General features: G+C 73.6%; 21 protein-coding genes. 14 read left to right on the top strand and 7 right to left on the bottom strand.

Annotated elements, in window-relative coordinates; genetic code table 11:
* Window positions 1-145 precede the first annotated feature (145 nt).
* Complete coding sequence (locus AB0G32_RS05840) at window positions 146-1,717, top strand: 3-hydroxyacyl-CoA dehydrogenase (RefSeq protein WP_361158685.1); 1,572 nt, start codon at window positions 146-148, stop codon at window positions 1,715-1,717.
* A complete protein-coding gene (locus tag AB0G32_RS05835) occupies window positions 1,714-2,304 on the top strand; it encodes a TetR/AcrR family transcriptional regulator (protein ID WP_361158682.1) in 591 nt (196 codons plus the stop codon). The genes AB0G32_RS05840 and AB0G32_RS05835 overlap by 4 nt, the downstream gene beginning before the upstream one ends.
* Here the strand turns inward: AB0G32_RS05835 and AB0G32_RS05830 are convergent.
* Entirely contained in the window at window positions 2,301-2,786 is a 486-nt protein-coding gene (locus AB0G32_RS05830) for an Lrp/AsnC family transcriptional regulator (protein ID WP_361159078.1), read from the bottom strand. The two genes, AB0G32_RS05835 and AB0G32_RS05830, sit on opposite strands and share 4 nt — an antisense overlap.
* Before the next feature lie 189 nt (window positions 2,787-2,975).
* Here AB0G32_RS05830 and AB0G32_RS05825 point away from each other — a divergent pair, with 189 nt between their 5' ends.
* The 6 genes from AB0G32_RS05825 (at window position 2,976) to AB0G32_RS05800 (ending at window position 10,399) form a co-directional block, all read left to right on the top strand.
* Entirely contained in the window at window positions 2,976-4,166 is a 1,191-nt protein-coding gene (locus tag AB0G32_RS05825; protein ID WP_361158679.1) for a thiamine pyrophosphate-dependent dehydrogenase E1 component subunit alpha, read from the top strand.
* Complete coding sequence (locus tag AB0G32_RS05820; protein WP_361158676.1) at window positions 4,163-5,167, top strand: alpha-ketoacid dehydrogenase subunit beta; 1,005 nt, start codon at window positions 4,163-4,165, stop codon at window positions 5,165-5,167. The genes AB0G32_RS05825 and AB0G32_RS05820 overlap by 4 nt, the downstream gene beginning before the upstream one ends.
* Window positions 5,167-6,696: a dihydrolipoamide acetyltransferase family protein gene (locus AB0G32_RS05815; RefSeq protein WP_361158673.1), complete on the top strand. Its 1,530-nt coding sequence runs from the start codon at window positions 5,167-5,169 to the stop codon at window positions 6,694-6,696. Before AB0G32_RS05820 ends, AB0G32_RS05815 begins: the two co-directional genes overlap by 1 nt.
* A 147-nt stretch (window positions 6,697-6,843) precedes the next feature.
* Window positions 6,844-7,701, top strand: a complete 858-nt coding sequence (locus AB0G32_RS05810) for an NTP transferase domain-containing protein (RefSeq protein ID WP_361159075.1) — start codon at window positions 6,844-6,846, stop codon at window positions 7,699-7,701.
* On the top strand, window positions 7,698-9,305 hold the full coding sequence (locus AB0G32_RS05805; protein ID WP_361158671.1) for a molybdopterin molybdotransferase MoeA: 1,608 nt from the start codon (window positions 7,698-7,700) through the stop codon (window positions 9,303-9,305). The genes AB0G32_RS05810 and AB0G32_RS05805 overlap by 4 nt, the downstream gene beginning before the upstream one ends.
* Window positions 9,302-10,399: a potassium channel family protein gene (locus AB0G32_RS05800; RefSeq protein ID WP_361158667.1), complete on the top strand. Its 1,098-nt coding sequence runs from the start codon at window positions 9,302-9,304 to the stop codon at window positions 10,397-10,399. Before AB0G32_RS05805 ends, AB0G32_RS05800 begins: the two co-directional genes overlap by 4 nt.
* A gap of 66 nt (window positions 10,400-10,465) precedes the next feature.
* Here AB0G32_RS05800 and AB0G32_RS05795 read toward each other — a convergent pair whose 3' ends face one another.
* Complete coding sequence (locus tag AB0G32_RS05795) at window positions 10,466-11,320, bottom strand: ABC transporter permease (protein WP_361158661.1); 855 nt, start codon at window positions 11,318-11,320, stop codon at window positions 10,466-10,468.
* On the bottom strand, window positions 11,317-12,354 hold the full coding sequence (locus tag AB0G32_RS05790) for an ATP-binding cassette domain-containing protein (protein ID WP_361158658.1): 1,038 nt from the start codon (window positions 12,352-12,354) through the stop codon (window positions 11,317-11,319). The genes AB0G32_RS05795 and AB0G32_RS05790 overlap by 4 nt, the downstream gene beginning before the upstream one ends.
* 337 nt (window positions 12,355-12,691) lie before the next feature.
* Here AB0G32_RS05790 and AB0G32_RS05785 point away from each other — a divergent pair, with 337 nt between their 5' ends.
* Entirely contained in the window at window positions 12,692-13,672 is a 981-nt protein-coding gene (locus AB0G32_RS05785; protein ID WP_361158655.1) for an NAD(P)H-quinone oxidoreductase, read from the top strand.
* A 23-nt stretch (window positions 13,673-13,695) separates the two neighbouring features.
* On the opposite strand, the gene AB0G32_RS05780 is transcribed toward AB0G32_RS05785, so the two are convergent.
* A complete protein-coding gene (locus AB0G32_RS05780) occupies window positions 13,696-13,929 on the bottom strand; it encodes a hypothetical protein (RefSeq protein WP_361158652.1) in 234 nt (77 codons plus the stop codon).
* A 547-nt stretch (window positions 13,930-14,476) separates the two neighbouring features.
* Here AB0G32_RS05780 and AB0G32_RS05775 point away from each other — a divergent pair.
* Both AB0G32_RS05775 and AB0G32_RS05770 read left to right on the top strand, forming a co-directional pair.
* Window positions 14,477-15,019: a bacterial proteasome activator family protein gene (locus AB0G32_RS05775; RefSeq protein ID WP_361158649.1), complete on the top strand. Its 543-nt coding sequence runs from the start codon at window positions 14,477-14,479 to the stop codon at window positions 15,017-15,019.
* 458 nt (window positions 15,020-15,477) lie between these two features.
* Window positions 15,478-17,091 carry a protein kinase gene (locus tag AB0G32_RS05770; protein WP_361158646.1) on the top strand — a complete coding sequence of 538 codons (1,614 nt, stop codon included), beginning with the start codon at window positions 15,478-15,480 and terminating at the stop codon, window positions 17,089-17,091.
* 60 nt (window positions 17,092-17,151) lie between these two features.
* On the opposite strand, the gene AB0G32_RS05765 is transcribed toward AB0G32_RS05770, so the two are convergent.
* From AB0G32_RS05765 to AB0G32_RS05755, 3 genes are all read right to left on the bottom strand, one after another.
* On the bottom strand, window positions 17,152-18,183 hold the full coding sequence (locus AB0G32_RS05765; protein ID WP_361158643.1) for a phosphotransferase: 1,032 nt from the start codon (window positions 18,181-18,183) through the stop codon (window positions 17,152-17,154).
* Between the two features lie 134 nt (window positions 18,184-18,317).
* Window positions 18,318-18,749 carry a pyridoxamine 5'-phosphate oxidase family protein gene (locus tag AB0G32_RS05760; RefSeq protein ID WP_361158640.1) on the bottom strand — a complete coding sequence of 144 codons (432 nt, stop codon included), beginning with the start codon at window positions 18,747-18,749 and terminating at the stop codon, window positions 18,318-18,320.
* 87 nt (window positions 18,750-18,836) lie between these two features.
* The gene (locus tag AB0G32_RS05755) at window positions 18,837-19,493 is read right to left on the bottom strand and encodes a response regulator transcription factor (protein ID WP_361158637.1); all 657 of its coding nucleotides are present in this window, start codon (window positions 19,491-19,493) and stop codon (window positions 18,837-18,839) included.
* Window positions 19,494-19,814: 321 nt separating this feature from the next.
* Here AB0G32_RS05755 and pdhA point away from each other — a divergent pair, with 321 nt between their 5' ends.
* From pdhA to AB0G32_RS05740, 3 genes are read left to right on the top strand one after another with little or no spacing between them, the layout of a single operon-like run.
* A complete protein-coding gene (gene pdhA / locus AB0G32_RS05750; protein ID WP_361158634.1) occupies window positions 19,815-21,026 on the top strand; it encodes a pyruvate dehydrogenase (acetyl-transferring) E1 component subunit alpha in 1,212 nt (403 codons plus the stop codon).
* A 1-nt stretch (window position 21,027) separates the two neighbouring features.
* Window positions 21,028-22,005: an alpha-ketoacid dehydrogenase subunit beta gene (locus AB0G32_RS05745; RefSeq protein ID WP_361158631.1), complete on the top strand. Its 978-nt coding sequence runs from the start codon at window positions 21,028-21,030 to the stop codon at window positions 22,003-22,005.
* Between the two features lie 10 nt (window positions 22,006-22,015).
* Window positions 22,016-23,476 carry a dihydrolipoamide acetyltransferase family protein gene (locus AB0G32_RS05740; protein WP_361158629.1) on the top strand — a complete coding sequence of 487 codons (1,461 nt, stop codon included), beginning with the start codon at window positions 22,016-22,018 and terminating at the stop codon, window positions 23,474-23,476.
* The last annotated feature ends 2 nt before the right edge of the window (window positions 23,477-23,478 follow it).

The following is a 23,478-nucleotide window of genomic DNA, read 5'->3' as shown; positions in this document are numbered from 1 at the left end:
CCGGGGCGCAAGGCCCTGGTGGGAACAGCGGGACAGGCGAATCCTGGGCGGGAACCATCGGACACGGCTAGAGTAACCGAACGATCGGTCGGGACAAGGGGGCCCGCGGCATCTGTGGAAAACCCGGTGCGGGAGGATCGCGCACATGACAGCACTCGACCTCAGCAGCCCCGTGGCCGTCGTCGGCGCCGGCACCATGGGCCAGGGCATCGCCCAGGTCGCACTGGTGGCGGGCCATCCCGTACGGCTGTACGACACCGTTCCCGGGCGGGCCCGGGAGGCGGCCGACGCGATCGGCGCCCGGCTCGACCGGCTGGTGGAAAAGGGACGGCTGCCGGCCGGCGACCGGGACGCCGCCCGGGCCCGGCTGACGCCCGTCGAGGAACTGGCCGGGCTGGCCGGCTGCGCGCTGGTGGCGGAGGCGGTGGTGGAGCGGCTGGAGGTCAAGCAGGAGCTGTTCCGCGCCCTGGAGGACGTCGTCGACGACGACTGTCTGCTCGCCACCAACACCTCCTCGCTGTCCGTCACCGCGATCGGCGGCGCGCTGCGCGTCCCGGGCCGCTGCGTGGGCCTGCACTTCTTCAACCCGGCGCCGCTGCTGCCGCTGGTGGAGGTGGTCTCCGGGTTCGCCACCGACCCGGCGTGCGGCACGCGCGCGTACGACACCGCCCGGGCCTGGGGCAAGACGCCGGTCGCCTGCGCCGACACCCCCGGCTTCCTGGTCAACCGCGTCGCCCGGCCCTTCTACGCCGAGGCGTTCGCCGTGTACGAGGACCAGGGCGCCGACCCGGCCACCATCGACGCCGTGCTGCGCGAGTCCGGCGGCTTCAGGATGGGCGCCTTCGAGCTGACCGACCTGATCGGACAGGACGTCAACGAGTCCGTCACGCACTCCGTGTGGACGTCGTTCTTCCAGGACGCGCGCTTCCGGCCGTCGCTCGCCCAGCGCCGCCTGGTGGAGTCCGGCCGACTGGGCCGCAAGAGCGGACGGGGCTGGTACGACTACCGGGACGGCGGCGACGACGGCCGGGGTGATCGCGGTGGCGCCGGGCGGGGTGACCGCGGTGGCGCCGGGCGGCCCGGACCGCACACCGCCGGGCCGGCCGACCGGCCCCCGCACATCGTCGTGCACGGCGACCTCGGCCCGGCCGCCGCACTGGTGCCGATGGCCCGCGAGGCCGGCATCGAGGTCCGCGCGCAGGACGACGGGGACGACCCGCGGATCGTCCTGCCGGGCGGCGGACAGCTGTGCCTCGCCGACGGCTGGCCCGTCTCGGAGTCCCCGGACACCATCGGCTTCGACCTCGCCCTCGACTACCGCGCGGCCACCCGCGTCGCCCTGTCCGCGCCCCCGGAGATCCGGCCGCGGCACCTCGCCGAGGCCACCGGACTCTTCCAGGCGCTGGGCAAGCGGGTCAGCGTCATCGGCGATGTGCCCGGCATGATCGTCGCCCGCGCGGTGGCCCGGATCATCGACCTGGCCTTCGAGGCCGCCGCCAAGGGCGTGGCCACCCGGGACGACATCGACACGGCGATGCGGCTGGGCGTCAACTACCCGCTGGGCCCCTTCGAATGGAGCCGCCGGGTCGGCGCCGGCTGGGCCTTCGACGTGCTGGCGAGCATGCACGAGCTGGACGGGACCGGGCGCTACGCCCCCTCCCGCGCCCTGCGCCACCACGCCCACGCCTGCGACCAGCGGGAGGACCGCCCCTCATGACCACCGCCAAGCGTGACTCGTACACCCCGGAGACCCTGCTCTCGGTCGCCGTGCGGGTCTTCAACGAGCGCGGCTACGACGGCACCTCCATGGAGCACCTGTCCAAGGCGGCCGGTATCTCCAAGTCGTCGATCTACCACCATGTCGCCGGCAAGGAGGAACTGCTGCGCCGGGCCGTCAGCCGGGCCCTGGACGGACTGTTCGGCATCCTCGACGAGGAGCACGCGCGCGTGGGGCCCGCCGCCGGGCGGCTGGAGCACGTGGTGCGGCGCATGGTCGAGGTACTCATCGCGGAGCTGCCGTACGTGACGCTGCTGCTGCGGGTGCGCGGCAACACCGCCACCGAGCGGTGGGCGCTGGAGCGGCGCCGCGACTTCGACCACCGGGTGGCCGCGCTGGTGAAGGCGGCGGCCGCCGAGGGCGACGTGCGCGACGACGTGGACGGACGGCTGGCGACCCGGCTGGTCTTCGGGATGATCAACTCGATCGTCGAGTGGTACCGGCCGGACGGCCGGGGCGCGGGCGAGCGGGAGGTCGCTGACGCGGTGGTGCGGCTGGTGTTCGGGGGGCTGAGGGAAGGAACCTAGTTCCGGGGCTCCAGGTCCTGTTCCTCGAAGACCAGCAGGGTGCGGGTGCTGAGCACCTGGGGGATCGCCTGGATCCGGGTCAGGACCAGCTCGCGCAGGGCCCGGTTGTCGGGCGTGTGCACCAGCAGCAGGACGTCGAAGTCGCCGCCCACCAGCGCGATGTGGGCGGCCCCCGGCAACTCCTCCAACTGTTCGCGCACGGTCCGCCAGGAGTTCTGGACGATCTTCAGGGTGATGTACGCGGAGGTGCCCTGACCGGCACGTTCGTGGTCGACGCGGGCGCTGAAGCCGCGGATCACACCGTCCTCGACCAGCCGGTTGATCCGCGCGTAGGCGTTGGCCCGCGAGACATGCACCCGTTCGGCGACCGACCGTATCGAGGCCCGGCCGTCCGCCTGGAGGATGCGCAGGATGCCCTGGTCGATCGCGTCCAGGGGGCGCGGGGGCGGCGGTGCGGCGCTGTCCTGCGGGCGCTCGGCCATTTGTTCAGCTGCCATCTCCGCCGACCTCCCTACCATGGACGTACTGCGTCCATCACAGGCTGTGCAGAACCGTTTGTCCACAACCCGGGGGCCGTCGTAGCCAAAATGTGCCGACGACCGAACAATCGGTAGGTGAGACCCGTCACACCCGTGGCGTGCCGCGAACCACTCCCACGAGGAGGTGCCGTCATGACGGTCATGGAGCAGCGGGCTGCGTACCGGCCGGCTCCGCCGCCCGCCTGGCAGCCCCGCACGGACCCCGCGCCGCTGCTGCCCGACGCCGCGCCGTACCGCGTCCTCGGCACCGAGGCCGCCGACGCGGCCGACCCCGCGCTGCTGCGCGCGCTGCACGCCCGCCTGGTGGCCGGCCGGCGGTTCAACGCGCAGGCCACCGCCCTCACCAAGCAGGGCCGGCTCGCCGTCTACCCGTCCAGCACCGGGCAGGAGGCCTGCGAGATCGCCGCCGCGCTGGTGCTCCGGGAGGGCGACTGGCTCTTCCCCAGCTACCGCGACACGCTCGCCGTGATCACCCGCGGCGTCGATCCGGTCCAGGCGCTCACCCTGCTGCGCGGCGACTGGCACACCGGCTACGACCCCTACGAGCACCGGGTCGCGCCGCTCTCCACCCCGCTCGCCACCCAGCTCCCGCACGCCGTCGGCCTCGCGCACGCCGCCCGGCTGGCGGGCGACGACGTGGTCGCCCTCGCGATGGTCGGCGACGGTGGCACCAGCGAGGGCGACTTCCACGAGGCGCTGAACTTCGCCGCCGTCCGGCGCTCCCCGGTGGTCTTCCTGGTCCAGAACAACGGCTTCGCGATCTCCGTCCCGCTCGCCAAGCAGACCGCGGCCCCGTCGCTGGCCCACAAGGCCGTCGGCTACGGCATGCCCGGCCGGCTGGTCGACGGCAACGACGCGGTCGCCGTCCACCAGGTACTCTCCGACGCCGTACGGCACGCGCGCGACGGCGGCGGCCCGGTCCTGGTGGAGGCGATCACGTACCGCTTGGACGCCCACACCAACGCCGACGACGCGACCCGCTACCGGGGCGACGCCGAGGTCGACACCTGGCGCGGGCACGATCCCGTCGACCTCCTGGAGCGCGAGCTGACCCGGCGCGGACTGCTCGACGAGGACACCGTGCGCGCCGCCCGCGACACCGCCGAGGCGCTCGCCGCCGATCTGCGCGCCCGGATGCACCAGGACCCGCGGCTGGACCCCATGGAGCTGTTCGCCCACGTCTACGCCGAACCGACCCCGCAACTGCGTGAGCAGCGGGCGCTGCTGCGGGCGGAACTGGCGGCGACGGCGGAAGCAGAGGCGGGGTCGGCTGCGGAGACAGCGGCGGAGACCGGGGGCGGCGTGGACGGGACGGGGCGATGAGCACCGTCGCCGCCCGGCCGGCCACCATGGCGGGGGCTCTCACCCGGGCGCTGCGCGACGCCATGGCCGCCGATCCGGCCGTGCACGTCCTGGGCGAGGACGTCGGCACCCTCGGCGGGGTCTTCCGGGTCACCGACGGACTCGCCGCGGAGTTCGGCGAGGACCGCTGCACGGACACGCCGCTCGCCGAGGCCGGCATCCTCGGCACGGCCGTCGGCATGGCGATGTACGGGCTGCGCCCGGTGGTGGAGATGCAGTTCGACGCCTTCGCCTACCCGGCGTTCGAGCAGCTCGTCTCCCACGTGGCCCGGATGCGCAACCGCACCCGCGGCGCGATGCCGCTGCCGCTCACCGTCCGCATCCCCTACGGCGGCGGCATCGGCGGCGTCGAGCACCACAGCGACTCCTCCGAGGTGTACTACCTGGCCACCCCGGGCCTGCACGTGGTCACGCCCGCGACCGTCGCCGACGCCTACGGGCTGCTGCGCGCCGCCATCGCCTCCGACGACCCGGTGGTCTTCCTGGAGCCCAAGCGGCTGTACTGGTCCAAGGACGCCTGGAACCCCGAGGAGCCGGCACCCGTTGAACCGATAGGCCGCGCGGTGGTGCGGCGCTCGGGCCGGAGCGCCACACTCATCACGTACGGACCGTCCCTGCCCGTCTGCCTGGAGGCGGCCGAGGCGGCCCGGGCCGAGGGCTGGGACCTCGAAGTCGTCGACCTGCGCTCCCTGGTGCCGTTCGACGACGAGACGGTGTGCGCCTCGGTGCGGCGGACGGGACGCGCGGTCGTCGTCCACGAGTCGGGCTCCTTCGGCGGCCCGGGCGGGGAGATCGCGGCCCGGATCACCGAGCGGTGCTTCCATCAGCTGGAAGCGCCGGTGCTGCGGGTGGCCGGGTTCGACATCCCGTATCCGCCGCCGATGCTGGAGCGCCACCACCTGCCCGGTGTGGACCGTGTCCTGGACGCGGTGGGGCGTCTGCAATGGGAGGCCGAGAGCTGATGGCAGCACAGGTACGGGAGTTCCGGCTCCCCGACCTCGGTGAGGGGCTCACCGGGGCGGAGATCGTGCGCTGGATGGTCGAGGTCGGCGACACCGTCGCCGTCGACCAGCCGGTCGTCGAGGTCGAGACGGCCAAGGCGATGGTGGAGGTGCCCTGCCCCTACGACGGCGTGGTCACCGAGCGGTTCGGCGCCGAGGGCGCGGAGGTGCCGGTGGGCGCGCCGCTGCTGGCGGTGACGGCCGGGGCGGAGGGGACGGCCGGTGCGGTCGGCGGGAGCGGCGGCGGTGACGCCGGGAAGGCCGCAGAGGCCGCAGAGGCCGCAGAGGCCGCCGAGGCCGCCGAGGCCGGGGACGCCGGGGACAGTGCGGGGCGGGATGAGGGCTCGGGCAATGTGCTCGTGGGGTACGGGACCGCGCGGGCGTCCGCGCGGCGCCGCCGGGTGCGGCCCGGGGAGCCGGTGTCCGTGGCCGGGACCCCGGAGCGGAACGGGGCTCCCGCGCGGGTGAACGGCCGGGTGGCGGACGCCGAGCGGGCCGAGGGACCCGTGCCGGTCATCTCCCCGCTGGTCCGCCGACTGGCCCGGCAGAACGGCCTGGACCTGCGCGAGTTGCCCGGTTCGGGGCCGGACGGGCTGATCCTGCGCGCGGACGTGGAGTACGCGCTGCGGGCCGCCGCCGCGCAGGGCCGTACGGCGGTGCCGCGCGGTGAGCCGGACGGCCGCGTCGCCTCCACCGGCAGCGACCGTACGGCGTCCGAGGGCGTCCGGGGCGTCGCCACGGGCAGCGACCGTGCGGAGTCCGCGGGCGTCCGGGCCGCCACGGGCAGCGGCGACAGCGCCGTAGGGGTCCGCGTCCCGCTCAAGGGCGTCCGCGGTGCCGTCGCCGACAAGCTGACCCGCAGCCGGCGCGAGATACCGGACGCGACCGTCTGGGTGGACGCCGACGCGACCGGGCTGACCCGGGCGCGCACCGCGATGAACGCGGCCGGGGGGCCGAAGATCTCGCTGCTCGCCCTGCTGGCCCGGATCTGCACCGCGGCCCTCGCCCGCTTCCCCGAGCTGAACGCCACAGTCGACCCCGAGGCCCGGGAGATCGTCCGGTTCGACCGGGTCCACCTGGGCTTCGCCGCGCAGACCGACCGGGGCCTGGTGGTGCCGGTCGTCCGCGACGCGCACACCCGGGACGCCGAGTCGCTCACCGCCGAGTGCGCCCGGCTGACCGAGGCCGCCCGGGCCGGGACGCTGGCCCCCGCCGACGTCACCGGCTCCACCTTCACGCTGAACAACTACGGCGTGTACGGCGTCGACGGCTCCACGCCGATCCTCAACCACCCCGAGGCCGCCATGCTCGGCGTCGGCCGGATCGCGGCCAAACCCTGGGTGCACGAGGGGGAGCTGGCGGTACGGCAGGTCGTGCAGCTGTCGCTCACCTTCGACCACCGGGTGTGCGACGGCGGCACGGCGGGCGGATTCCTGCGGTACGTCGCCGACTGCGTGGAACAGCCGGCGGTCCTGCTGCGCACGCTCTGATTGCGGGCCGTCCCCCGCGTTCCCTGTGATCGGTCGGGCCCGCATACTCGGGGGGTGACCGCGAACGAGCCCGCCGAGGCCCGGACCGAGGCCCGGACCGACGCCCGGGAGGACGAAGCCGCGCGCGACGCCGGGTACGACGCCGTCGTGCTGGCCGGTGGCGCCGCCCGGCGGCTCGGCGGCGCCGACAAGCCCGGGGTGCTGGTCGGCGGGCGCGCGCTGCTCGACCGGGTGCTGACCGCCTGCGCCGGAGCCTCGGCCACCGTCGTCGTCGCCGGTCCGCGGCCGACCGTACGGCCCGTCGTCTGGGCCCGTGAGGACCCGCCCGGCGCCGGACCGGTCGCCGCGCTCGCCGCCGGGCTGCGGCACACCGCGGCGGAGTACGTCGCCGTACTCTCGGCCGACCTGCCGTTCCTCCACGGAGCGACCGTGCGGCGGCTGCTGACGGCGGTCGCGGCCGGGTCCGCCGGGACCGAGGGGGCGCTGCTCACCGACGCCGACGGGCGGGACCAGCCGCTGGTCGCCGCCTACCGGACGGCCGCGCTCCGTCGTGAACTGGCCGCACTGGCCGACGCGCACGCGGGGCTGACCGGGCTGCCGCTGCGCCGGCTCACCGCGGGGCTGCGACTCGTTCGCGTCCCCGATCCCGTCGCGTCCTTCGACTGCGACACCTGGGACGACATCGCCACCGCAAGGGCACGCATCAGGGAGCATGGGCACGTGTTGGATGAATGGATTTCCGCCGCCAAGGACGAACTGGGCATCGAGCTCGACGTCGACACCGCCGTCCTGCTCGACCTGGCCCGGGACGCCGCCCACGGGGTGGCCCGGCCCGCCGCCCCGCTGACCACCTTCCTCGTCGGCTACGCGGCGGCACGGGCCGGCGGCGGGCCCGAGGCCGTCGCCGAGGCCGCCCGCAAGGCCGCGGCGCTGGCCCTGCGCTGGGCGGAGGAAGGCGCCTCCGGGACGGCCCCCGCCCCCGGCGGCCGTCCGGACGCCGGATGACCGCCCGCTCCAGCGGAACGGGTCTGGACGCCGAGGACCTCGACGTCGAGGAGGCACTCGCCCTCGTGAACGACCGGGCCCACACCGGGGGTGATCAGTCCGGCGACCGATCCGGCGACCGATCCGGCGACGGATTCGACGGCGGATTCGACGGCGGATTGGGCGACCGCTCCGGCGATGACTCCGGCGGCCGCTTCGGTGGCCGTCCCGGCGGCCGCTCCGGTAGTCCCCAGGGTGACCGCTCCGGTGGTCCCGCCGGCGATCACCGCGGTGGCGACCGGGCCGAATCCCGCCGCGCCTCGCGCCCGGACGCCCCTCGCCCGGACACCTCTCGCCCGGACGCCCCTCGCCCCGACGGTTCCGGTCCGGACGGCTCCCGTCATCGCGCCGCCCACCGTGCGACTTCCTGGCCCGCCGCCCGCAGGGTCGCCGAGCGGGCCGGGCGGGCCGGTGCCCGGGCCGACGGGCGGCAGCCGGTCTCCGTCCGCCTCGACGCGGCCCTCGGACTCCCCCTGGCCGCGCCGCTCGGCGCCCTCACCGATCTGCCCCCCTTCGACACCTCGGCGATGGACGGCTGGGCGGTCGCGGGTCCCGGTCCCTGGACCGTGCGCGAGGAGGGCGTGCTCGCCGGCCACGCCGCGCCTCCGCTGCTCGCCGACGGCGAGGCCGTACGGATCGCCACCGGCGCCCGGGTCCCCGCCGACAGTACGGCCGTACTCCGCAGCGAACACGGCCGTACCGACACCCAGCACCGGCTGCACGCCACCCGCGCGGTGACGCAGGGCCAGGACATCCGCCCGCGCGGCCAGGAGTGCGGGCGCGGCGACCAGCTGCTGCCGGCCGGTGCCCTGGTGACCCCGGCGGTGCTGGGACTGGCCGCGGCGGCCGGGTACGACACGCTCACCGTGCTGCCCCGGCCGCGCGCCGAACTCCTGGTGCTCGGCGACGAGCTGCTCACCGAGGGACTGCCGCACGACGGACTCATCCGGGACGCGCTCGGCCCGATGCTGCCCTCCTGGCTGCGGGCACTGGGCGCCGAGGTGACCGCGGTGCGCCGGCTCGGCGACGACGCCGACGCCCTGTACCGGGCGGTCACCGGGTCCGACGCCGATCTGATCGTCACCACCGGCGGCACGGCCGCGGGCCCGGTCGACCACGTCCACCCCACGCTGGAACGCGTCGGCGCCGAACTCCTGGTGGACGGTGTCCAGGTGCGGCCCGGTCACCCCATGCTGCTGGCCCGGACCGGTGCGGCCCAGCACCTCGTGGGGCTGCCCGGCAATCCCCTCGCCGCCGTCTCCGGGCTGCTCACCCTCGTCGAACCGCTGCTGCGGACCCTGGCGGCCCGCCCGTCGCCGGAGCCGTACGCGCTGCCGCTGCGCGGCGAGGTGCACGGGCACCCGCACGACACCCGGCTCGTCCCCGTGGTCCTGCGCGGCGACGGCGCCGTGCCGCTGCACTACAACGGACCGGCCATGCTGCGGGGGATCGCGGCCGCCGACGCACTGGCGGTCGTACCTCCGGGCGGTGCGCGGCCGGGGCAGGAGGCCGAGGTGCTCGATCTGCCCTGGGCCACCGGCGGAATCGGAGTGTGTTTCACGTGAAACTTCCCGGCCACGACGCGATCGCGCGCCAGGCGGACGAGCATCTCGTGACCCACAAGGTGAAGCTCCCCAGGAAGCTGGTGGAGCACCCGTTCCGCCAGGTGGGGAAGCGGCTCTCCTGGGCCCTTGTCGTGCTGGTGGCGACCGCGTTGATCGTGTGGGCCGACAGCGACGGCTACAACGACAACTCCGACGGCTCGGTCGATCTCCTCGACGCGTTCTACTACGCGACCGTCACCCTCTCCACCACCGGGTACGGCGACATCACACCGGTCAGTGACGCCGCCCGGCTGACCAATATCTTCGTCATCACGCCGCTGCGCGTGCTGTTCCTGATCATCCTGGTCGGCACCACGCTGGAAGCCCTCACCGAACGCACCCGGGAGGAATGGCGCCTGAACCGCTGGAGGTCCACCTTGCGCGATCACACCGTCGTCGTCGGTTTCGGCACGAAGGGAAGGTCGGCGCTGCGTACCGTCTGTGCGACGGGGCTGCGGAAGGAGCAGGTCGTGGTGGTCGATCCGAGCGGCAAGGTGATCGAAGCCGCCACGGCCGACGGTTTCGCCGGGGTGATGGGCGACGCCACCCGCAGTGAGGTGCTCAAGCGGGCCGAGGTGCACAAGGCCCGGCAGATCATCATCGCGACCCAGCGCGACGACACGGCGGTGCTGGTGGCGCTGACGGCCCGGCAGCTCAACAAGAGCGCCAAGATCGTGGCCGCGGTCCGCGAGGAGGAGAACGCGCCGCTGCTGAAGCAGTCGGGCGCCGATGCCGTGATCACCAGTGCCAGTGCCGCGGGCCGGCTGCTCGGGCTCTCCGTGCTCAGCCCCGCCGCCGGCATGGTGATGGAGGACCTCATCAGCCAGGGCAGCGGTCTCGACATCGTCGAACGGCCCGTCATAAGGGCCGAGGTGGGCAAGGGCCCCCGGGAGGTCGACGACCTGGTGGTGAGCGTGCTGCGCGGGCACCGGGTGCTCGGCTACGACGACCCCGCCGTCGGCGGGTTGGAACTGACGGACCGGCTGATCACGATCGTCCGGGCGACCCCGGGGAACCAGGTCGCGCCGGACGCCCGCCCGCTGCCCCGGGACTGACCTGCCGCGGCCCAGGGGCTGATCTGTCCGCTGGCCGGGACTGTCCCGGCCGATCCCCCGGGAAGGTCACTTGCGGTTGTAGAGCCGCATCGTGACCGGGCCGAAGACCACCAGGAACAGTGCCGACCAGCCCAGCGACCAGGCGATCTCGTCGGCCGGCCAGTCGCCCGCCATCAGGCCGCGCACCGCGGAGGCCACGTGGGTGATCGGGCTGTTGTTGACGAACGCCTGGAGCCAGCCGGGCATGGTCGACGGGTCGACGAAGACGTTGGACAGGAAGGTGAGCGGGAAGATCACCATCATGCTGACGCTCATCACCGCCTTCTCGGTGCGCAGCATCAGCCCGAACATGGTCCAGATCCAGGAGAAGGCGAACGAGAACACCAGCAGCAGCACGATTCCGGCGATCGCCCCGACGACCCCGCCGTCCGGCCGGTAGCCGAGGACCAGACCGACGGCGAGCATCACCACGGAGGCGATGGTGTAGCGCAGCGCGTCGCCGAGCAGATAGCCGACCATCGCGGCCGGCCGCCAGATCGGCAGCGAGCGGAAGCGGTCGAAGACGCCCTTCTCGATGTCGGTGTTGACCGACACCCCGGTGTACATCGTGATCATGACGACCGACATCACGAGGATGCCGGGCAGCACGAACTGGATGTAGTCACCCGGCGAACCGGCCAGCGCACCGCCGAACAGGTACGTGAACATCAGCAGGTTCATGATCGGGAACGCGGTGACGTCGAAGAGCTGTTCCGGTACGTGCTTGATCTTGAGGATCGCGCGCCAGCCGAATGTCAGTGACGCCGACAGGGAACTGGGCCGCGGCGGCCGTTCCCCGGCGACCAGCAGGGCGGCCAGCGACTCGGCGCTGACCGGGGCGAGTTCCTTGTGCTCGGTGTTGGTAGCCGTACTGGTGCTCATGCCGCCACCTCGTCCTTCGGGTCGTCGCCGCCGGCGTCGGGGAGGGTCTCTTGGCCGGTGTCGTGGCCGGTGTCGTGGCCGGTCAGGGCCAGGAAGACCTCGTCGAGGCTGGGCTGTCCCAGGGAGAAGTCGTCCACGGTGATGCCGGCCCGGGTCAGCGCGGTGAGCGCGCGGGCGGCCTGGTCGGCGGCGGCGTCGTCGGCCGTCGCGTTCAGCCGGGCGGTCAGCGCCACCGGGTCGCCCTCCAGCTGCACCTCGGCGGCGAGCAGCTCGCGCAGCAGCCGCTCGGCCTCCGGCCGCCGGTCCGCGTCCCGCAGCCGCAGATGGACGGAGCCGGCGCCGACGGACGCCTTCAGCTCGCCCTTGGTCCCCTCGGCGATCACCCTGCCCTTGTCGATGACGGCGATCCGGGCGGCGAGCTGGTCGGCCTCGTCCAGGTACTGGGTGGTCAGCAGCACGGTGGTGCCCTGGGCGACGACCGCGCGCACGATGTCCCAGACCTGGTTGCGACTGCGCGGGTCCAGACCGGTGGTCGGCTCGTCCAGGAAGAGCAGGTCGGGGGTGTTGAGGATGGACGCGGCGATGTCGATCCGGCGCCGCATGCCGCCGGAGTAGTGCTTGACCTGCCGGGAGGCGGCGGGCGTCAGCCCGAACGCCTCCAGCAGTTGCCCGGCGCGCTGCCGGGCGGCGGTCTTGCCGTGGCCGAGGAGGCGGCCGAGCAGCGTCAGGTTCTCGGTGCCGGTGAGGTCCTCGTCGACGGACGCGTACTGGCCGGTGAGGCTGACCCGGCCGCGTACCTCGTCCGCCTCGCGCACCACGTCGTGGCCGAAGACGCGGGCTTCGCCGCCGTCCGGCCGCAGCAGCGTGGCGAGGATCTTCACCGCGGTGGTCTTGCCGGCCCCGTTCGGCCCGAGCACGCCGTAGACCGTGCCGGCCGGGACCCGCAGGTCCACCCCGTCGACGGCCCGGGTCTCGCCGAACGTCTTGACCAGGCCCGCGGTCTCGATCGCGAGGCCGGACGGCTGCGTACTCATGCTGGGAGTCCTTCCGCGTTCTTGGTCCACGCATGGGAAGACCTTTACCGTCCCGCAAACTCATCGCTCGCGCACAGGTTTTTCCGACGGGGTGGCCGGAGGGCCGGGAGGGAGGGCGGGGCTCGGGGGGTGTACGGGGCGGGTCCCGCACTCGGGTGGTCGGGTCGGGGGTCCCGTACGCGGGTGGCCGGGGGCCCGTGGTCGAGTCGGGCGGTCCCGTATCCGGTTGGTCGGGTCGGGCGGGCCCGGTAGCCGGGTGGCCGGGTCGGGCGGGCCCGGTAGCCGGTCGGTCGGGTCGGGCGGGTCCCGTGGGGTGGGCCGGAGTAGCGTCCCCTTCATGCATGCGATCACGATCCCCGAACCCGGAGGCCCCGAGGCGCTGGTCTGGGCCGAGGTCCCCGACCCCGTGCCCGGCGAGGGCGAGGTCCTCGTCGAGGTGACGGCCAGCGCCGTCAACCGGGCCGACATCATGCAGCGGCAGGGTTTCTACCCGCCGCCGCCCGGTGCGTCCCCCTACCCCGGCCTGGAGTGCTCCGGACGCGTCGCCGCGATCGGCACCGGCGTCTCCGGCTGGTCGGTGGGCGACGAGGTGTGCGCGCTGCTGTCCGGCGGCGGCTACGCCGAGCGGGTCGTCGTGCCGGCCGGGCAGCTGCTGCCGGTCCCCAGGGGCGTCGACCTGAAGCAGGCCGCGGCACTGCCCGAGGTGGTCTGCACCGTCTGGTCGAACGTCTTCATGGTCTCCCACCTCCGCCCCGGCGAGACCTTCCTCGTGCACGGCGGTTCCAGCGGCATCGGCACCATGGCGATCCAGCTGGCCAAGGCGGTCGGTGCCAAGGTCGCCGTGACCGCGGGCACCGCCGAGAAGCTGGAGCGCTGCGCCGAGCTGGGCGCGGACATCCTGGTCAACTACCGGGAGCAGGACTTCGTCGCCGAGGTCAAGGAGGCCACCGGCGGGGCCGGCGCCGACGTCATCCTCGACAACATGGGTGCCAAGTACCTGGACCGCAACGTCCAGGCGCTCGCCGTCAACGGCCGGCTGGCGATCATCGGCATGCAGGGCGGCCGGAAGGCGGAGCTGGACATCGGCGCCCTGCTCGCCAAGCGCGCCGCGGTGACCGCCGCCGGGCTGCGCGCCCGCCCCAAGGAGGAGAAGGCGGCCATCGTGGCGGCCGTGCGCGAGCACGTCTGGCCGCTGCTGGCCGAGGGCCACATCCGGCCGGTCGTCGACCGGGAACTGCCGATGAGCGACGCGCCCGCCGCCCACCGGGTCGTCGAGGAGAGCGGTCACATCGGAAAGGTGCTGCTGGTCGCGCCGTAGTACGGGGCCGGTCCCCGCCCCGCTCACGTCCGGCGCAGCCGCAGACCGACGAAGGCGAGGGCCAGTCCGAGTCCGACGAGGACCAGCCCGCTGCCCAGCGAGAGGATCCGCGGGGCGGTCCCGGACTCGCCCCCGGCGTGCGCGGCGGGGCGGGGACCGGGGCGCACCGGGTCCTCGGAGGGAGCCACCCCGGCCTCTTCGGCCTCTTCGGCCTCCCCGGGTCCTGCGGAGACATCGTCGTCCGGCCCGACCGGCACCGTCCCCTCTTTCTCCCAGTCCGGTTTCTCCCAGTCCGGCTCCCCCTCCCGCCGTCCCGGCCGCTGTCGTCCCTCACCGGCCCGGCTGCCGGCGCGGGAGGGTTCGGCGGCGGGCCGGGGGGTGCCCCCCGACCGGGCCGACGGCGCCGACGCGGAAGGTTCCGAGGACGCCGACGCGGAAGGTTCCGAGGACGCCGACGGCTTCGGCGCAGCCGCCGGGAGACTCGCCGGTCCCGGCGACAGCCGGGCGGACGCCACCGGGCCCGGGGAGACCGGCTCCGCGCCGTACGCCGCACCCGTCGGGCAGGAGAACAGGACCGCGCCCGCCCCCACGAGCCCCGTCAGCCCTGCCAGTCCCGTCGCTCGCAATGTGCCCAGCCATGGAGTCACGCCGGTGACCCCCTCCCGGTACCAGTCGCCAAGATCGACGGAACAAGCCTCACATCGGTCGGCCATTGCGGCATTCCGGGCGGAGCCGAACGCGGCCGGCCCGGTTCGGGCGGGGGTGCCACGGTGTCGCGGTGCGGGCGTGCGAGAGAATGACGGCATGGAGATGCCGAGGAACGACAGGTCGTCGGAGAACCCCCAGATCCTGGTCGTCGGCCAGGACGGCATGGCGCTCAGCGGCGGCGGTGACGGTGACGAGGGCGTCCGGGAGACCCCGGTGACGGACCAGGTCGAACAGCCCGCGAAGGTCATGCGCATCGGCAGCATGATCAAGCAGCTCCTGGAGGAGGTGCGCGCGGCTCCCCTGGACGACGCCAGCCGGGCCCGGCTCAAGGAGATCCACTCCAGCTCGGTGAAGGAGCTGGAGGACGGTCTCGCGCCGGAGCTGGTGGAGGAGCTGGAGCGGCTCTCGCTGCCCTTCACGGAGGAGGGGACCCCCAGCGACGCGGAGCTGCGGATCGCGCAGGCGCAGCTGGTCGGCTGGCTGGAGGGGCTGTTCCACGGGATCCAGACCACTCTGTTCGCCCAGCAGATGGCGGCGCGCGCCCAGCTGGAGCAGATGCGCCGCGCCCTGCCGCCGGGCATGGGCGACGCCGAGGAGGGCCCGCACCCGGGCGGCCGCTCGGGCGGCCCGTACCTCTAGAGCCACCCCACCCCGCCCGTACCTCTAAACCCCACCCCACCCCTACGCCCACGATCGATCCCGCGGGGCCCGGCGGCAGCGACCGCCGGGCCCCGCGGCGTGGTGAAGGTCACTCGGTCGTGGCCGGCCGGCCGGCCCGCGGCGGCGGACCCGAAGAAAAAAATCTTGGCCGGTTCCGCGCCCCCGGCCGAGTCCGCCGAAAGGCCGGAACCCGTCGAGCGCGGTGCCCGATCCGTGTCCGTACGCGAAGGAAGCGTCATGGATGAGTTACAGCCCGGGCGCGGACGGTACACAGAATTTGCACGACAGTACGGAACCAGGGTTTCATGGCCGGTCCGTCACGTGCCGGGCCCGGCACCCATCTCGCACCGGAGGCTTGCGCGGAGGCTGTAGCGTGGCCGACGGAGACCGTGACACAACACCGCGCGTACCGCGGGCAGAAACGACGGCGAGGACTGATGGCACAGCAGCAGCGCGCTCAGGGCCCGTCCGAACCCGAGGCGACTGGCGGCGGTATGTCGGACGCGCCGGAGACCTGGGGCAACGGCGGGTTGGTCGGCGACGGCCGGTACCGGCTGACCCGCAGACTCGGGCGGGGCGGCATGGCCGAGGTGTTCGCCGCGGAGGACGTCCGCCTGGGCCGTACCGTCGCGGTCAAGCTGCTCCGCGCCGACCTCGCCGAAGACCCGGTCTCCAAGGCCCGCTTCACCCGCGAGGCACAGTCCGTGGCCGGTCTCAACCACCATGCCATCGTCGCCGTGTACGACTCCGGTGAGGACTTCGTCGGCGGCCAGTCGGTGCCGTACATCGTGATGGAGATCGTCGAAGGACGCACCATCCGCGACCTCCTGCTCAACGCCGAGGCGCCCGGCCCCGAGCAGGCGCTGATCATCACCTCCGGGGTCCTGGAGGCGCTGGCCTACTCGCACCAGCACGGCATCGTGCACCGTGACATCAAGCCGGCCAACGTCATCATCACGCACGGCGGCGCGGTGAAGGTGATGGACTTCGGCATCGCCCGCGCCCTGCACGGCGCGTCGACGACCATGACGCAGACCGGCATGGTCATGGGCACCCCGCAGTACCTCTCCCCGGAGCAGGCCCTCGGCAAGGCCGTCGACCACCGCTCCGACCTGTACGCCACCGGCTGCCTGCTCTACGAACTCCTCGCGCTGCGCCCGCCGTTCACCGGCGAGACCCCGCTGTCGGTGGTCTACCAGCACGTGCAGGACATCCCGACGCCGCCGTCCGAGGTCTCCGACGCGGTGCCGCCGGAGCTGGACGGGCTCGTCATGCGCTCGCTGGCCAAGGAGCCCGACGACCGCTTCCAGACCGCCGAGGAGATGCGCGGGCTGGTCCAGTACGGGCTCCAGATGCTGTACGACCAGGGCGGCCACACCGGCACCTGGAACACCGGCCCGGTCGACCACGACGGGCGGCAGACGCCCGCGGCCGGACTGGGGATGGCCGGTACCACCGTGCTGGCCCACCCCGACCACTCGGGCACCGCGCAGATCCCGCAGCCGATCCTGCCGGGCGGCTACGGCGGCGGTGACGACGGCGGCTTCGAGGGGCACGGCAACCGGGGCAGCGGCCGGGGCAAGCTGTGGATCCTGGCCGTGTTCGCGGTGATCGCCATCGCGGCGGGCGTCGCGCTGGCGCTGAACAACACCGAGAACGAGAGCGGCGGCAACACCGACACCACCAAGTCGCCGAGCGCCACGCAGAGCACCGGCGAGGAGAAGACCTCCGAGTCGCCGACCGACGACGCCTCGGACGAGTCCACCGGCGACACGGAGACCGACCAGGACACCGGCGGCGGCTACGGGGACGGTTACACGCCGTCGTACGAGCCCACCTGGTCGCAGTCGGCGACGCAGTCCGAGGAGACCGGCGAGACCCAGCCGACGGGCGAGGAGACCGGTGGCACCCAGCCCTCGAACACCGCGACCGGCGACGACGGCGGCGGAGAGGAGACCGGTGGCACCCAGCCCTCGAACACCGCGACCGGTGACGAGGACGGCGGCGGCGAGGAAGAGGACGGCGGCCTGACCGAGGGCCTGGGCGGCTGAGCCGCCCGAGCCGTCCAGGACGGTCTGGCGCGCGCCGGGGCGTGCTGAGCCGCCGCCGGCTCAGCCGGTGAACGCCTCGCACACCGCCTCGTACTCCCGGGTCCACCACACCGCCAGGGCGGACGCCGCGGGGAACTGCGGGTCGGCCCGCCGGTCGTCGCGCTCGTAGTGCCAGCGCAGCATCCAGAAGTCGTTGAGCCGTTCCCACCACACGCGGTGCACGGCGGCCTCCAGCTGGGCGGGCGTGGCGCCCGCGGTACGCCGGTACGCGCGCGCGTACGCGCGTACCTTCGGCAGGTCCAGCGGGCCGGACGGGCCGACGAAGAAGATCGCGGCGGCGCGTACGGCCTCCTCCGCGCGGGGGCGCACCCCGAGGCGGTCCCAGTCGACGATCGCGGCCGGGGCGTCCCCCTGGTACAGCAGGTTGAACGGGTGGAAGTCGCCGTGCACCCAGCCCGCCGCGCCGCCGCGCGGTGGCCGCCGGTCGGCGTGCCGCTCCAGCAGGGCCCGGCGTTCCAGCAGCCGGTGCCGGGCGAGTTCGTCGAAGGAGTCGGCGGGGCGGTGCCGGCGCACCTGGGCGAGGAGGTCGTCGATGAGGGCGAAGGTGTCGGCGGGGTCGGCGCTCGCCGCCGGGTCGGGGGCGGCGCGGGGACCGGCCCGCTCCGGGGTCCGCGGCCCGGTCGCCGGCATCACCTGTTCCAGCCCCGCGTGCACGGCGCCGAGCAGGGCGCCGAGCCGTTCGCACTGGGCCGCGGTGAGCTGGCCGCCGTGCCGGTGCCGGCCCTCGATCCAGGGGTGCAGCGCGTAGCAGTGGCCGCCGACCACGACCACCGTACGTCCGTCGCGGCCGGGCAGCGCGGGCGCGACCGGGACGCCCAGGCCGGCCAGCCGCCGGGTGGCGCGGTGCTGGCGGTCGATGGCGGCGGGCGCGGCGGTCTCGGGGTCGAAGTGGTGCTTGAGGAAGAACCGACCGCGGGTGGTGCACAGGCGCCAGCCGCGGTTCAGCAGGCCCTGGTCGACGGGTTCGCAGGAGAGCGCGGAACCGGCGCGGTACTGGCGGAGAAGGGCGCCCAGCGGGGGCGCGTGAGGCACGGTGGTTGGTACACATAAGCGCGGCACGCCGCCGATGCTAGGGCACGGTAAGGGGGTGTGAGCTGCGGGTTGTCACACAAAGTCAGCGGTGGTCGCTTTCGGTCGCCAGTCCGTCAGGCCCGGCCGAAGTGGTGCTAGGTGACCTGTTCCGTGAGCAGTTCTGTGATTTCGCCGCCCGCGCCCACGGCGTGCACGACGCCGAGCTGGGGCTCGATCCGCAGGTAGACGGCCTCGAAGGGGACGCCGTCCACCCGGTCCGGCGCGGGGCCGAAGCGGGCGATCTCGGCGGCGGTCGGCCGGTACGTCTCGCAGCGGCCCACGACCTGTACGGTCCACAGCTCCTCGCCCGGCCGGGCGGAGCCGGAGTTGTCGCTGCCGTAGGCGACCACGCTGCCGGCGCACGCCCGGTGGTATCCGCAGCTCCTGGGCATGCGCAGCAGGACCCGGCCGTCGGCCACGATGTGCCGGGCGAAGGCGAGGAAGGGCAGGGCGCGCAGGCTGGTGGCCGCCCGGCCGTAGGCGGTGCGGCCGAGCAGGCCGACGGCGAGTCGTGCGTCCGTGGGCATGTTCTCAACAGTGCACCGCGCGGGGGAGGCGAACCAGGGCCGCAGGCCCTCTGAGCAGAGGACATAAGTCCCGGGTAAGAAGAGGCGTCAGGGTTTTCCGGCCTGCATGCGGGCGACGTATGCCGCCGCCTGGGAGCGCCGCTGCATGCCGAGCTTGGCGAGCAGGCTGGAGACGTAGTTCTTGACGGTCTTCTCGGCGAGGTGCAGCCGTTCGCCGATCGCCCGGTTGGTCAGGCCCTCGCCGATCAGTTCCAGGATGCGGCGCTCCTTCTCGGTGAGGCGGGCGAGGCGGTCGTCGGCGGGGGCGCCGCCGTCCCGCAGCCGCTGGAGCACCCGCGCGGTGGCCGCCGGGTCGAGCAGCGACCGGCCGGCCGCGACGTCCCGGACGGCGGCCAGCAGCTCGGCGCCGCGGATGTCCTTCAGGACGTAACCGGCTGCCCCGGCCATGATCGCGTCGAACAGGGCCTCGTCGTCGGAGTAGGAGGTCAGCACCAGGCAGTGCACCGACTCGTCATGGGCGCGGATCTCGCGGCACACCTCGACACCGCTGCCGTCCGGCAGCCGTACGTCGATCACCGCCACGTCCGGCCGGGCGGCCGGGATCCGGGCCAGCGCCTCGGCCGCCGTGCCGGCCTCGCCGACCACCTCGATGTCCTGCTCGCCGGAGAGCAGGTCGTGCACGCCCCGACGGACGACCTCGTGGTCATCGAGAAGAAATACCCTGATATGTCCTTCTTCGCGCACAGGGTCAGTGTCACATACGGACTCTTCCCGCGCCCGGGGCGGCCGGGATAACGTGCCGTTGTCCCGGCCCCCTGCGACGCTGTGACCAGTAGATGTTCCCGACTTTGCCGATTTACTAGGAATCCCAAGTAAAAACGCAGGTCAGGAGGGGTTTCACAGAAATGTGGAGCACTGGGTAACGTGCAATGTGCAGGACGCTCGCCGGGGCACCTGTCACGCCTGTGTCCGACTCCGGCGCACCCACCCCGTGCGCCCGCCGGGCGCGGGTGAGCCGCACCGCCTCCCGGCGAACCCGGGGGCCGGACCGACGGAGGAGCACACGTGACCGTGGAGAGCACTGCCGCGCGCAAGCCGCGACGCAGCGCCGGGAGCAAGGCCGGTACCACCGGCACCAAGGCGGCCGGCGCCACCGGTACCAAACGCGCCGGGCGCGCCGCCGGCCCGGACGCCGACCCGCAGCTCGTGCAGCTGATGACGCCCGAGGGCAAGCGGGTCAAGAACGCCGAGTTCGATCCGTACGTCGCCGGCATCACCCCCGAGGAACTGCGCGGCCTGTACCGCGACATGGTCCTCACCCGGCGGTTCGACGCCGAGGCCACCGCGCTCCAGCGCCAGGGCGAGCTGGGGCTGTGGGCGTCGCTGCTCGGCCAGGAGGCCGCGCAGATCGGCTCCGGCCGGGCCACCCGCGCGGACGACTACGTCTTCCCGACCTACCGCGAGCACGGCGTCGCCTGGTGCCGCGGGGTCGACCCGACCAACCTGCTGGGCATGTTCCGCGGCGTCAACAACGGCGGCTGGGACCCCAACAGCAACAACTTCCACCTGTACACCATCGTCATCGGCTCGCAGACGGTGCACGCCACCGGCTACGCGATGGGCATCACCATGGACGGCGCCGACTCGGCCGTTCTCGCCTACTTCGGCGACGGCGCCTCCAGCCAGGGCGACGTCATGGAGTCGTTCAACTTCGCCGCGGTCTACAACGCCCCGGTGATCTTCTTCTGCCAGAACAACCAGTGGGCGATCTCGGAGTCCAACGAGAAGCAGACCCGGGTGCCGCTCTACCGGCGTGCCGAGGGCTTCGGCTTCCCGGGCGTGCGCGTCGACGGCAACGACGTACTGGCCTCGCTCGCCGTCACCCGGTGGGCGCTGGAGCGGGCCCGCCGGGGCGAGGGACCGGCGCTCATCGAGGCGTACACCTACCGGATGGGCGCCCACACCACCTCCGACGACCCTTCGCGCTACCGGCCCGACGACGAGCGCCTGGCCTGGGAGGCGAAGGACCCGATCCTGCGGCTGCGCCGCCACCTGGAGGCCGCAAACCACGCGGACGAGGGGTTTTTCGCGGAACTGGACGCGGAGAGCGAGGCGTTGGGCAAACGAGTGCGCGAAGCGGTCCGGGCCATGCCGGACCCGGACCGGTTCGCCCTCTTCGAGCACGCGTACGCGGACGGGCACGCGCTGGTCGACGAGGAGCGCGCCCAGTTCGCCGCCTACCAGGCGTCGTTCGCCGATGCCGAGGGGGGCAACTGACATGGCCGAGAAGATGGCGATCGCCAAGGCGATCAACGAGTCGCTGCGGCACGCCCTGGAGACGGACCCCAAGGTCCTGATCATGGGCGAGGACGTGGGCAAGCTCGGCGGTGTCTTCCGGGTCACCGACGGCCTCCAGAAGGACTTCGGCGAGGGCCGGGTCATCGACACCCCGCTCGCCGAGTCCGGCATCGTCGGCACGGCGATCGGCCTCGCGCTGCGCGGCTACCGGCCGGTGGTGGAGATCCAGTTCGACGGTTTCGTCTTCCCGGCGTACGACCAGATCGTCACGCAGCTCGCGAAGATGCACGCGCGGGCGCTCGGCAAGGTCAAGATGCCGGTCGTGGTGCGCATCCCCTACGGCGGCGGCATCGGCGCGGTGGAGCACCACTCGGAGTCCCCGGAGGCGCTGTTCGCGCACGTGGCGGGCCTGAAGGTGGTCACGCCGTCGAACCCCTCCGACGCCTACTGGATGATGCAGCAGGCCATCCAGAGCGACGACCCGGTGATCTTCTTCGAGCCCAAGCGGCGCTACTGGGACAAGGGCGAGGTCGACCCGGAGGCGATCCCCGGCCCGCTGCACCGGGCCCGGGTGGCCCGCGAGGGCACCGACCTCACCCTGGTCGCCTACGGCCCGATGGTGAAGCTCTGCCTGGAGGTGGCCGACGCGGCGGCGGAGGAGGGCCGGTCCCTCGAGGTGGTCGACCTGCGCTCCATCTCCCCGCTGGACTTCGACACGGTGCAGACCTCGGTGGAGAAGACCCGCCGGCTGGTCGTGGTGCACGAGGCGCCGGTCTTCCTCGGCTCGGGCGCGGAGATCGCCGCGCGGATCACCGAGCGCTGCTTCTACCACCTGGAGGCCCCGGTGCTCCGGGTCGGCGGCTACCACGCGCCGTACCCGCCGGCGCGGCTGGAGGAGGAGTACCTGCCCGACCTGGACCGGGTGCTGGATGCCGTCGACCGCTCGCTGGCGTACTGAGGAGAGGGCCGTGACGACGATGACGGAAAGGGCCGTGGGCTCGGTGCGCGAGTTCAAGATGCCCGACGTGGGCGAGGGACTCACCGAGGCCGAGATCCTCAAGTGGTTCGTGAAGCCGGGTGACACGGTCACCGACGGCCAGGTGGTCTGCGAGGTCGAGACCGCCAAGGCCGCGGTCGAACTGCCCATCCCCTACGACGGTGTGGTCCGTGACCTGCGGGTCCCCGAGGGCACCACGGTCGACGTGGGCACGGTGATCATCACGGTGGACACGGGCGGCGGGACGGCGGCCGAGCCCGCCCGGCAGCCGGTGGCGGCGGAGCCCGAGCCCGAGCAGCCGCAGGGCCGCCAGCCGGTCCTGGTCGGCTACGGCGTGGCCGCGTCGTCGACCCGCCGCCGCCCGCGCAAGGCCGTCCCGGAGGCCGCCGCCGCGGAACCGGCCGCAGCGCTCCAGGCCGAGCTGAACGGCAGCGGCCGGGCGAGCGGCCCGGAGACCGGCCCGGAGACCGGCCGGGCGGGCAGCACGGCCCCCGGCCGGGCGAGCGCCCCGGGCACCGCCGCCCGGCCGCTGGCCAAGCCCCCGGTGCGCAAGCTCGCCAAGGACCTCGGCGTCGACCTGGCCGCGATCACCGCGACCGGCCCGGACGGCGTCATCACCCGCGAGGACGTGCACGCGGCGGCGGCCACCCCGACGCCGGCCGCCCCGGAGCCGTCCGCCGGGTCGCCGGCCCTGGCGGAGCCTGCGGCGCCCCCGGCGGCGTACGACACCGCCCGCGAGACCCGCGTGCCCATCAAGGGGGTGCGCAAGGCGACGGCGGCGGCGATGGTCGGCTCGGCGTTCACCGCGCCGCACGTCACGGAGTTCGTGACGGTCGACGTGACGCGCACGATGAAACTGGTCGAGGAGCTGAAGCAGGACAAGGAGTTCGAGGGGCTGCGGGTCAACCCGCTGCTGCTGATCTCCAAGGCCCTGCTGGTGGCGATCCGGCGGCACCCGGAGATCAACGCCGCCTGGGACGAGGCCGCCCAGGAGATCGTGGTCAAGCACTACGTCAACCTGGGCATCGCGGCGGCCACCCCGCGCGGCCTGATCGTGCCGAACATCAAGGACGCGCACGCCAGGACGCTGCCGGAGCTGGCCCGTTCGCTGGGCGAGCTGGTGGCGACGGCCCGGGACGGCAGGACCTCCCCGGCCGCGATGCGCGGTGGCACGGTCACCATCACCAACGTGGGCGTCTTCGGCATCGACACCGGCACGCCGATCCTCAACCCCGGCGAGTCGGCGATCCTCGCCGTCGGCGCGATCAAGCCCCAGCCCTGGGTGCACAAGGGCAAGGTGAAGCCCCGTCAGGTCACCACGCTGGCGCTGAGCTTCGACCACCGGCTGGTCGACGGCGAGCTGGGCTCCAAGGTGCTGGCCGACGTGGCCGCGGTCCTGGAGCGGCCCAAGCGGCTGATCAGCTGGGCGTAGCG

This window comes from Streptomyces sp. NPDC023723, assembly GCF_040639815.1.
Classification (GTDB): domain Bacteria; phylum Actinomycetota; class Actinomycetes; order Streptomycetales; family Streptomycetaceae; genus Streptomyces.
This window is presented reverse-complemented; position numbering and strand designations above follow the sequence as displayed.

Excerpts from the sequence above, each read along its gene's own strand:
- AB0G32_RS05805 (WP_361158671.1), top strand. The coding sequence starts at position 7,698 with ATGACCGCCCGCTCCAGCGGAACGGGTCTGGACGCCGAGGACCTCGAC.
- AB0G32_RS05840 (WP_361158685.1), top strand. The coding sequence starts at position 146 with ATGACAGCACTCGACCTCAGCAGCCCCGTGGCCGTCGTCGGCGCCGGC.
- AB0G32_RS05785 (WP_361158655.1), top strand. The coding sequence starts at position 12,692 with ATGCATGCGATCACGATCCCCGAACCCGGAGGCCCCGAGGCGCTGGTC.
- AB0G32_RS05820 (WP_361158676.1), top strand. The coding sequence starts at position 4,163 with ATGAGCACCGTCGCCGCCCGGCCGGCCACCATGGCGGGGGCTCTCACC.
- AB0G32_RS05795 (WP_361158661.1), bottom strand. The coding sequence starts at position 11,320 with ATGAGCACCAGTACGGCTACCAACACCGAGCACAAGGAACTCGCCCCG.
- AB0G32_RS05775 (WP_361158649.1), top strand. The coding sequence starts at position 14,477 with ATGGAGATGCCGAGGAACGACAGGTCGTCGGAGAACCCCCAGATCCTG.
- AB0G32_RS05790 (WP_361158658.1), bottom strand. The coding sequence starts at position 12,354 with ATGAGTACGCAGCCGTCCGGCCTCGCGATCGAGACCGCGGGCCTGGTC.
- AB0G32_RS05770 (WP_361158646.1), top strand. The coding sequence starts at position 15,478 with ATGGCACAGCAGCAGCGCGCTCAGGGCCCGTCCGAACCCGAGGCGACT.
- AB0G32_RS05835 (WP_361158682.1), top strand. The coding sequence starts at position 1,714 with ATGACCACCGCCAAGCGTGACTCGTACACCCCGGAGACCCTGCTCTCG.
- AB0G32_RS05815 (WP_361158673.1), top strand. The coding sequence starts at position 5,167 with ATGGCAGCACAGGTACGGGAGTTCCGGCTCCCCGACCTCGGTGAGGGG.
- AB0G32_RS05825 (WP_361158679.1), top strand. The coding sequence starts at position 2,976 with ATGACGGTCATGGAGCAGCGGGCTGCGTACCGGCCGGCTCCGCCGCCC.
- AB0G32_RS05760 (WP_361158640.1), bottom strand. The coding sequence starts at position 18,749 with ATGCCCACGGACGCACGACTCGCCGTCGGCCTGCTCGGCCGCACCGCC.
- AB0G32_RS05745 (WP_361158631.1), top strand. The coding sequence starts at position 21,028 with ATGGCCGAGAAGATGGCGATCGCCAAGGCGATCAACGAGTCGCTGCGG.
- AB0G32_RS05830 (WP_361159078.1), bottom strand. The coding sequence starts at position 2,786 with ATGGCCGAGCGCCCGCAGGACAGCGCCGCACCGCCGCCCCCGCGCCCC.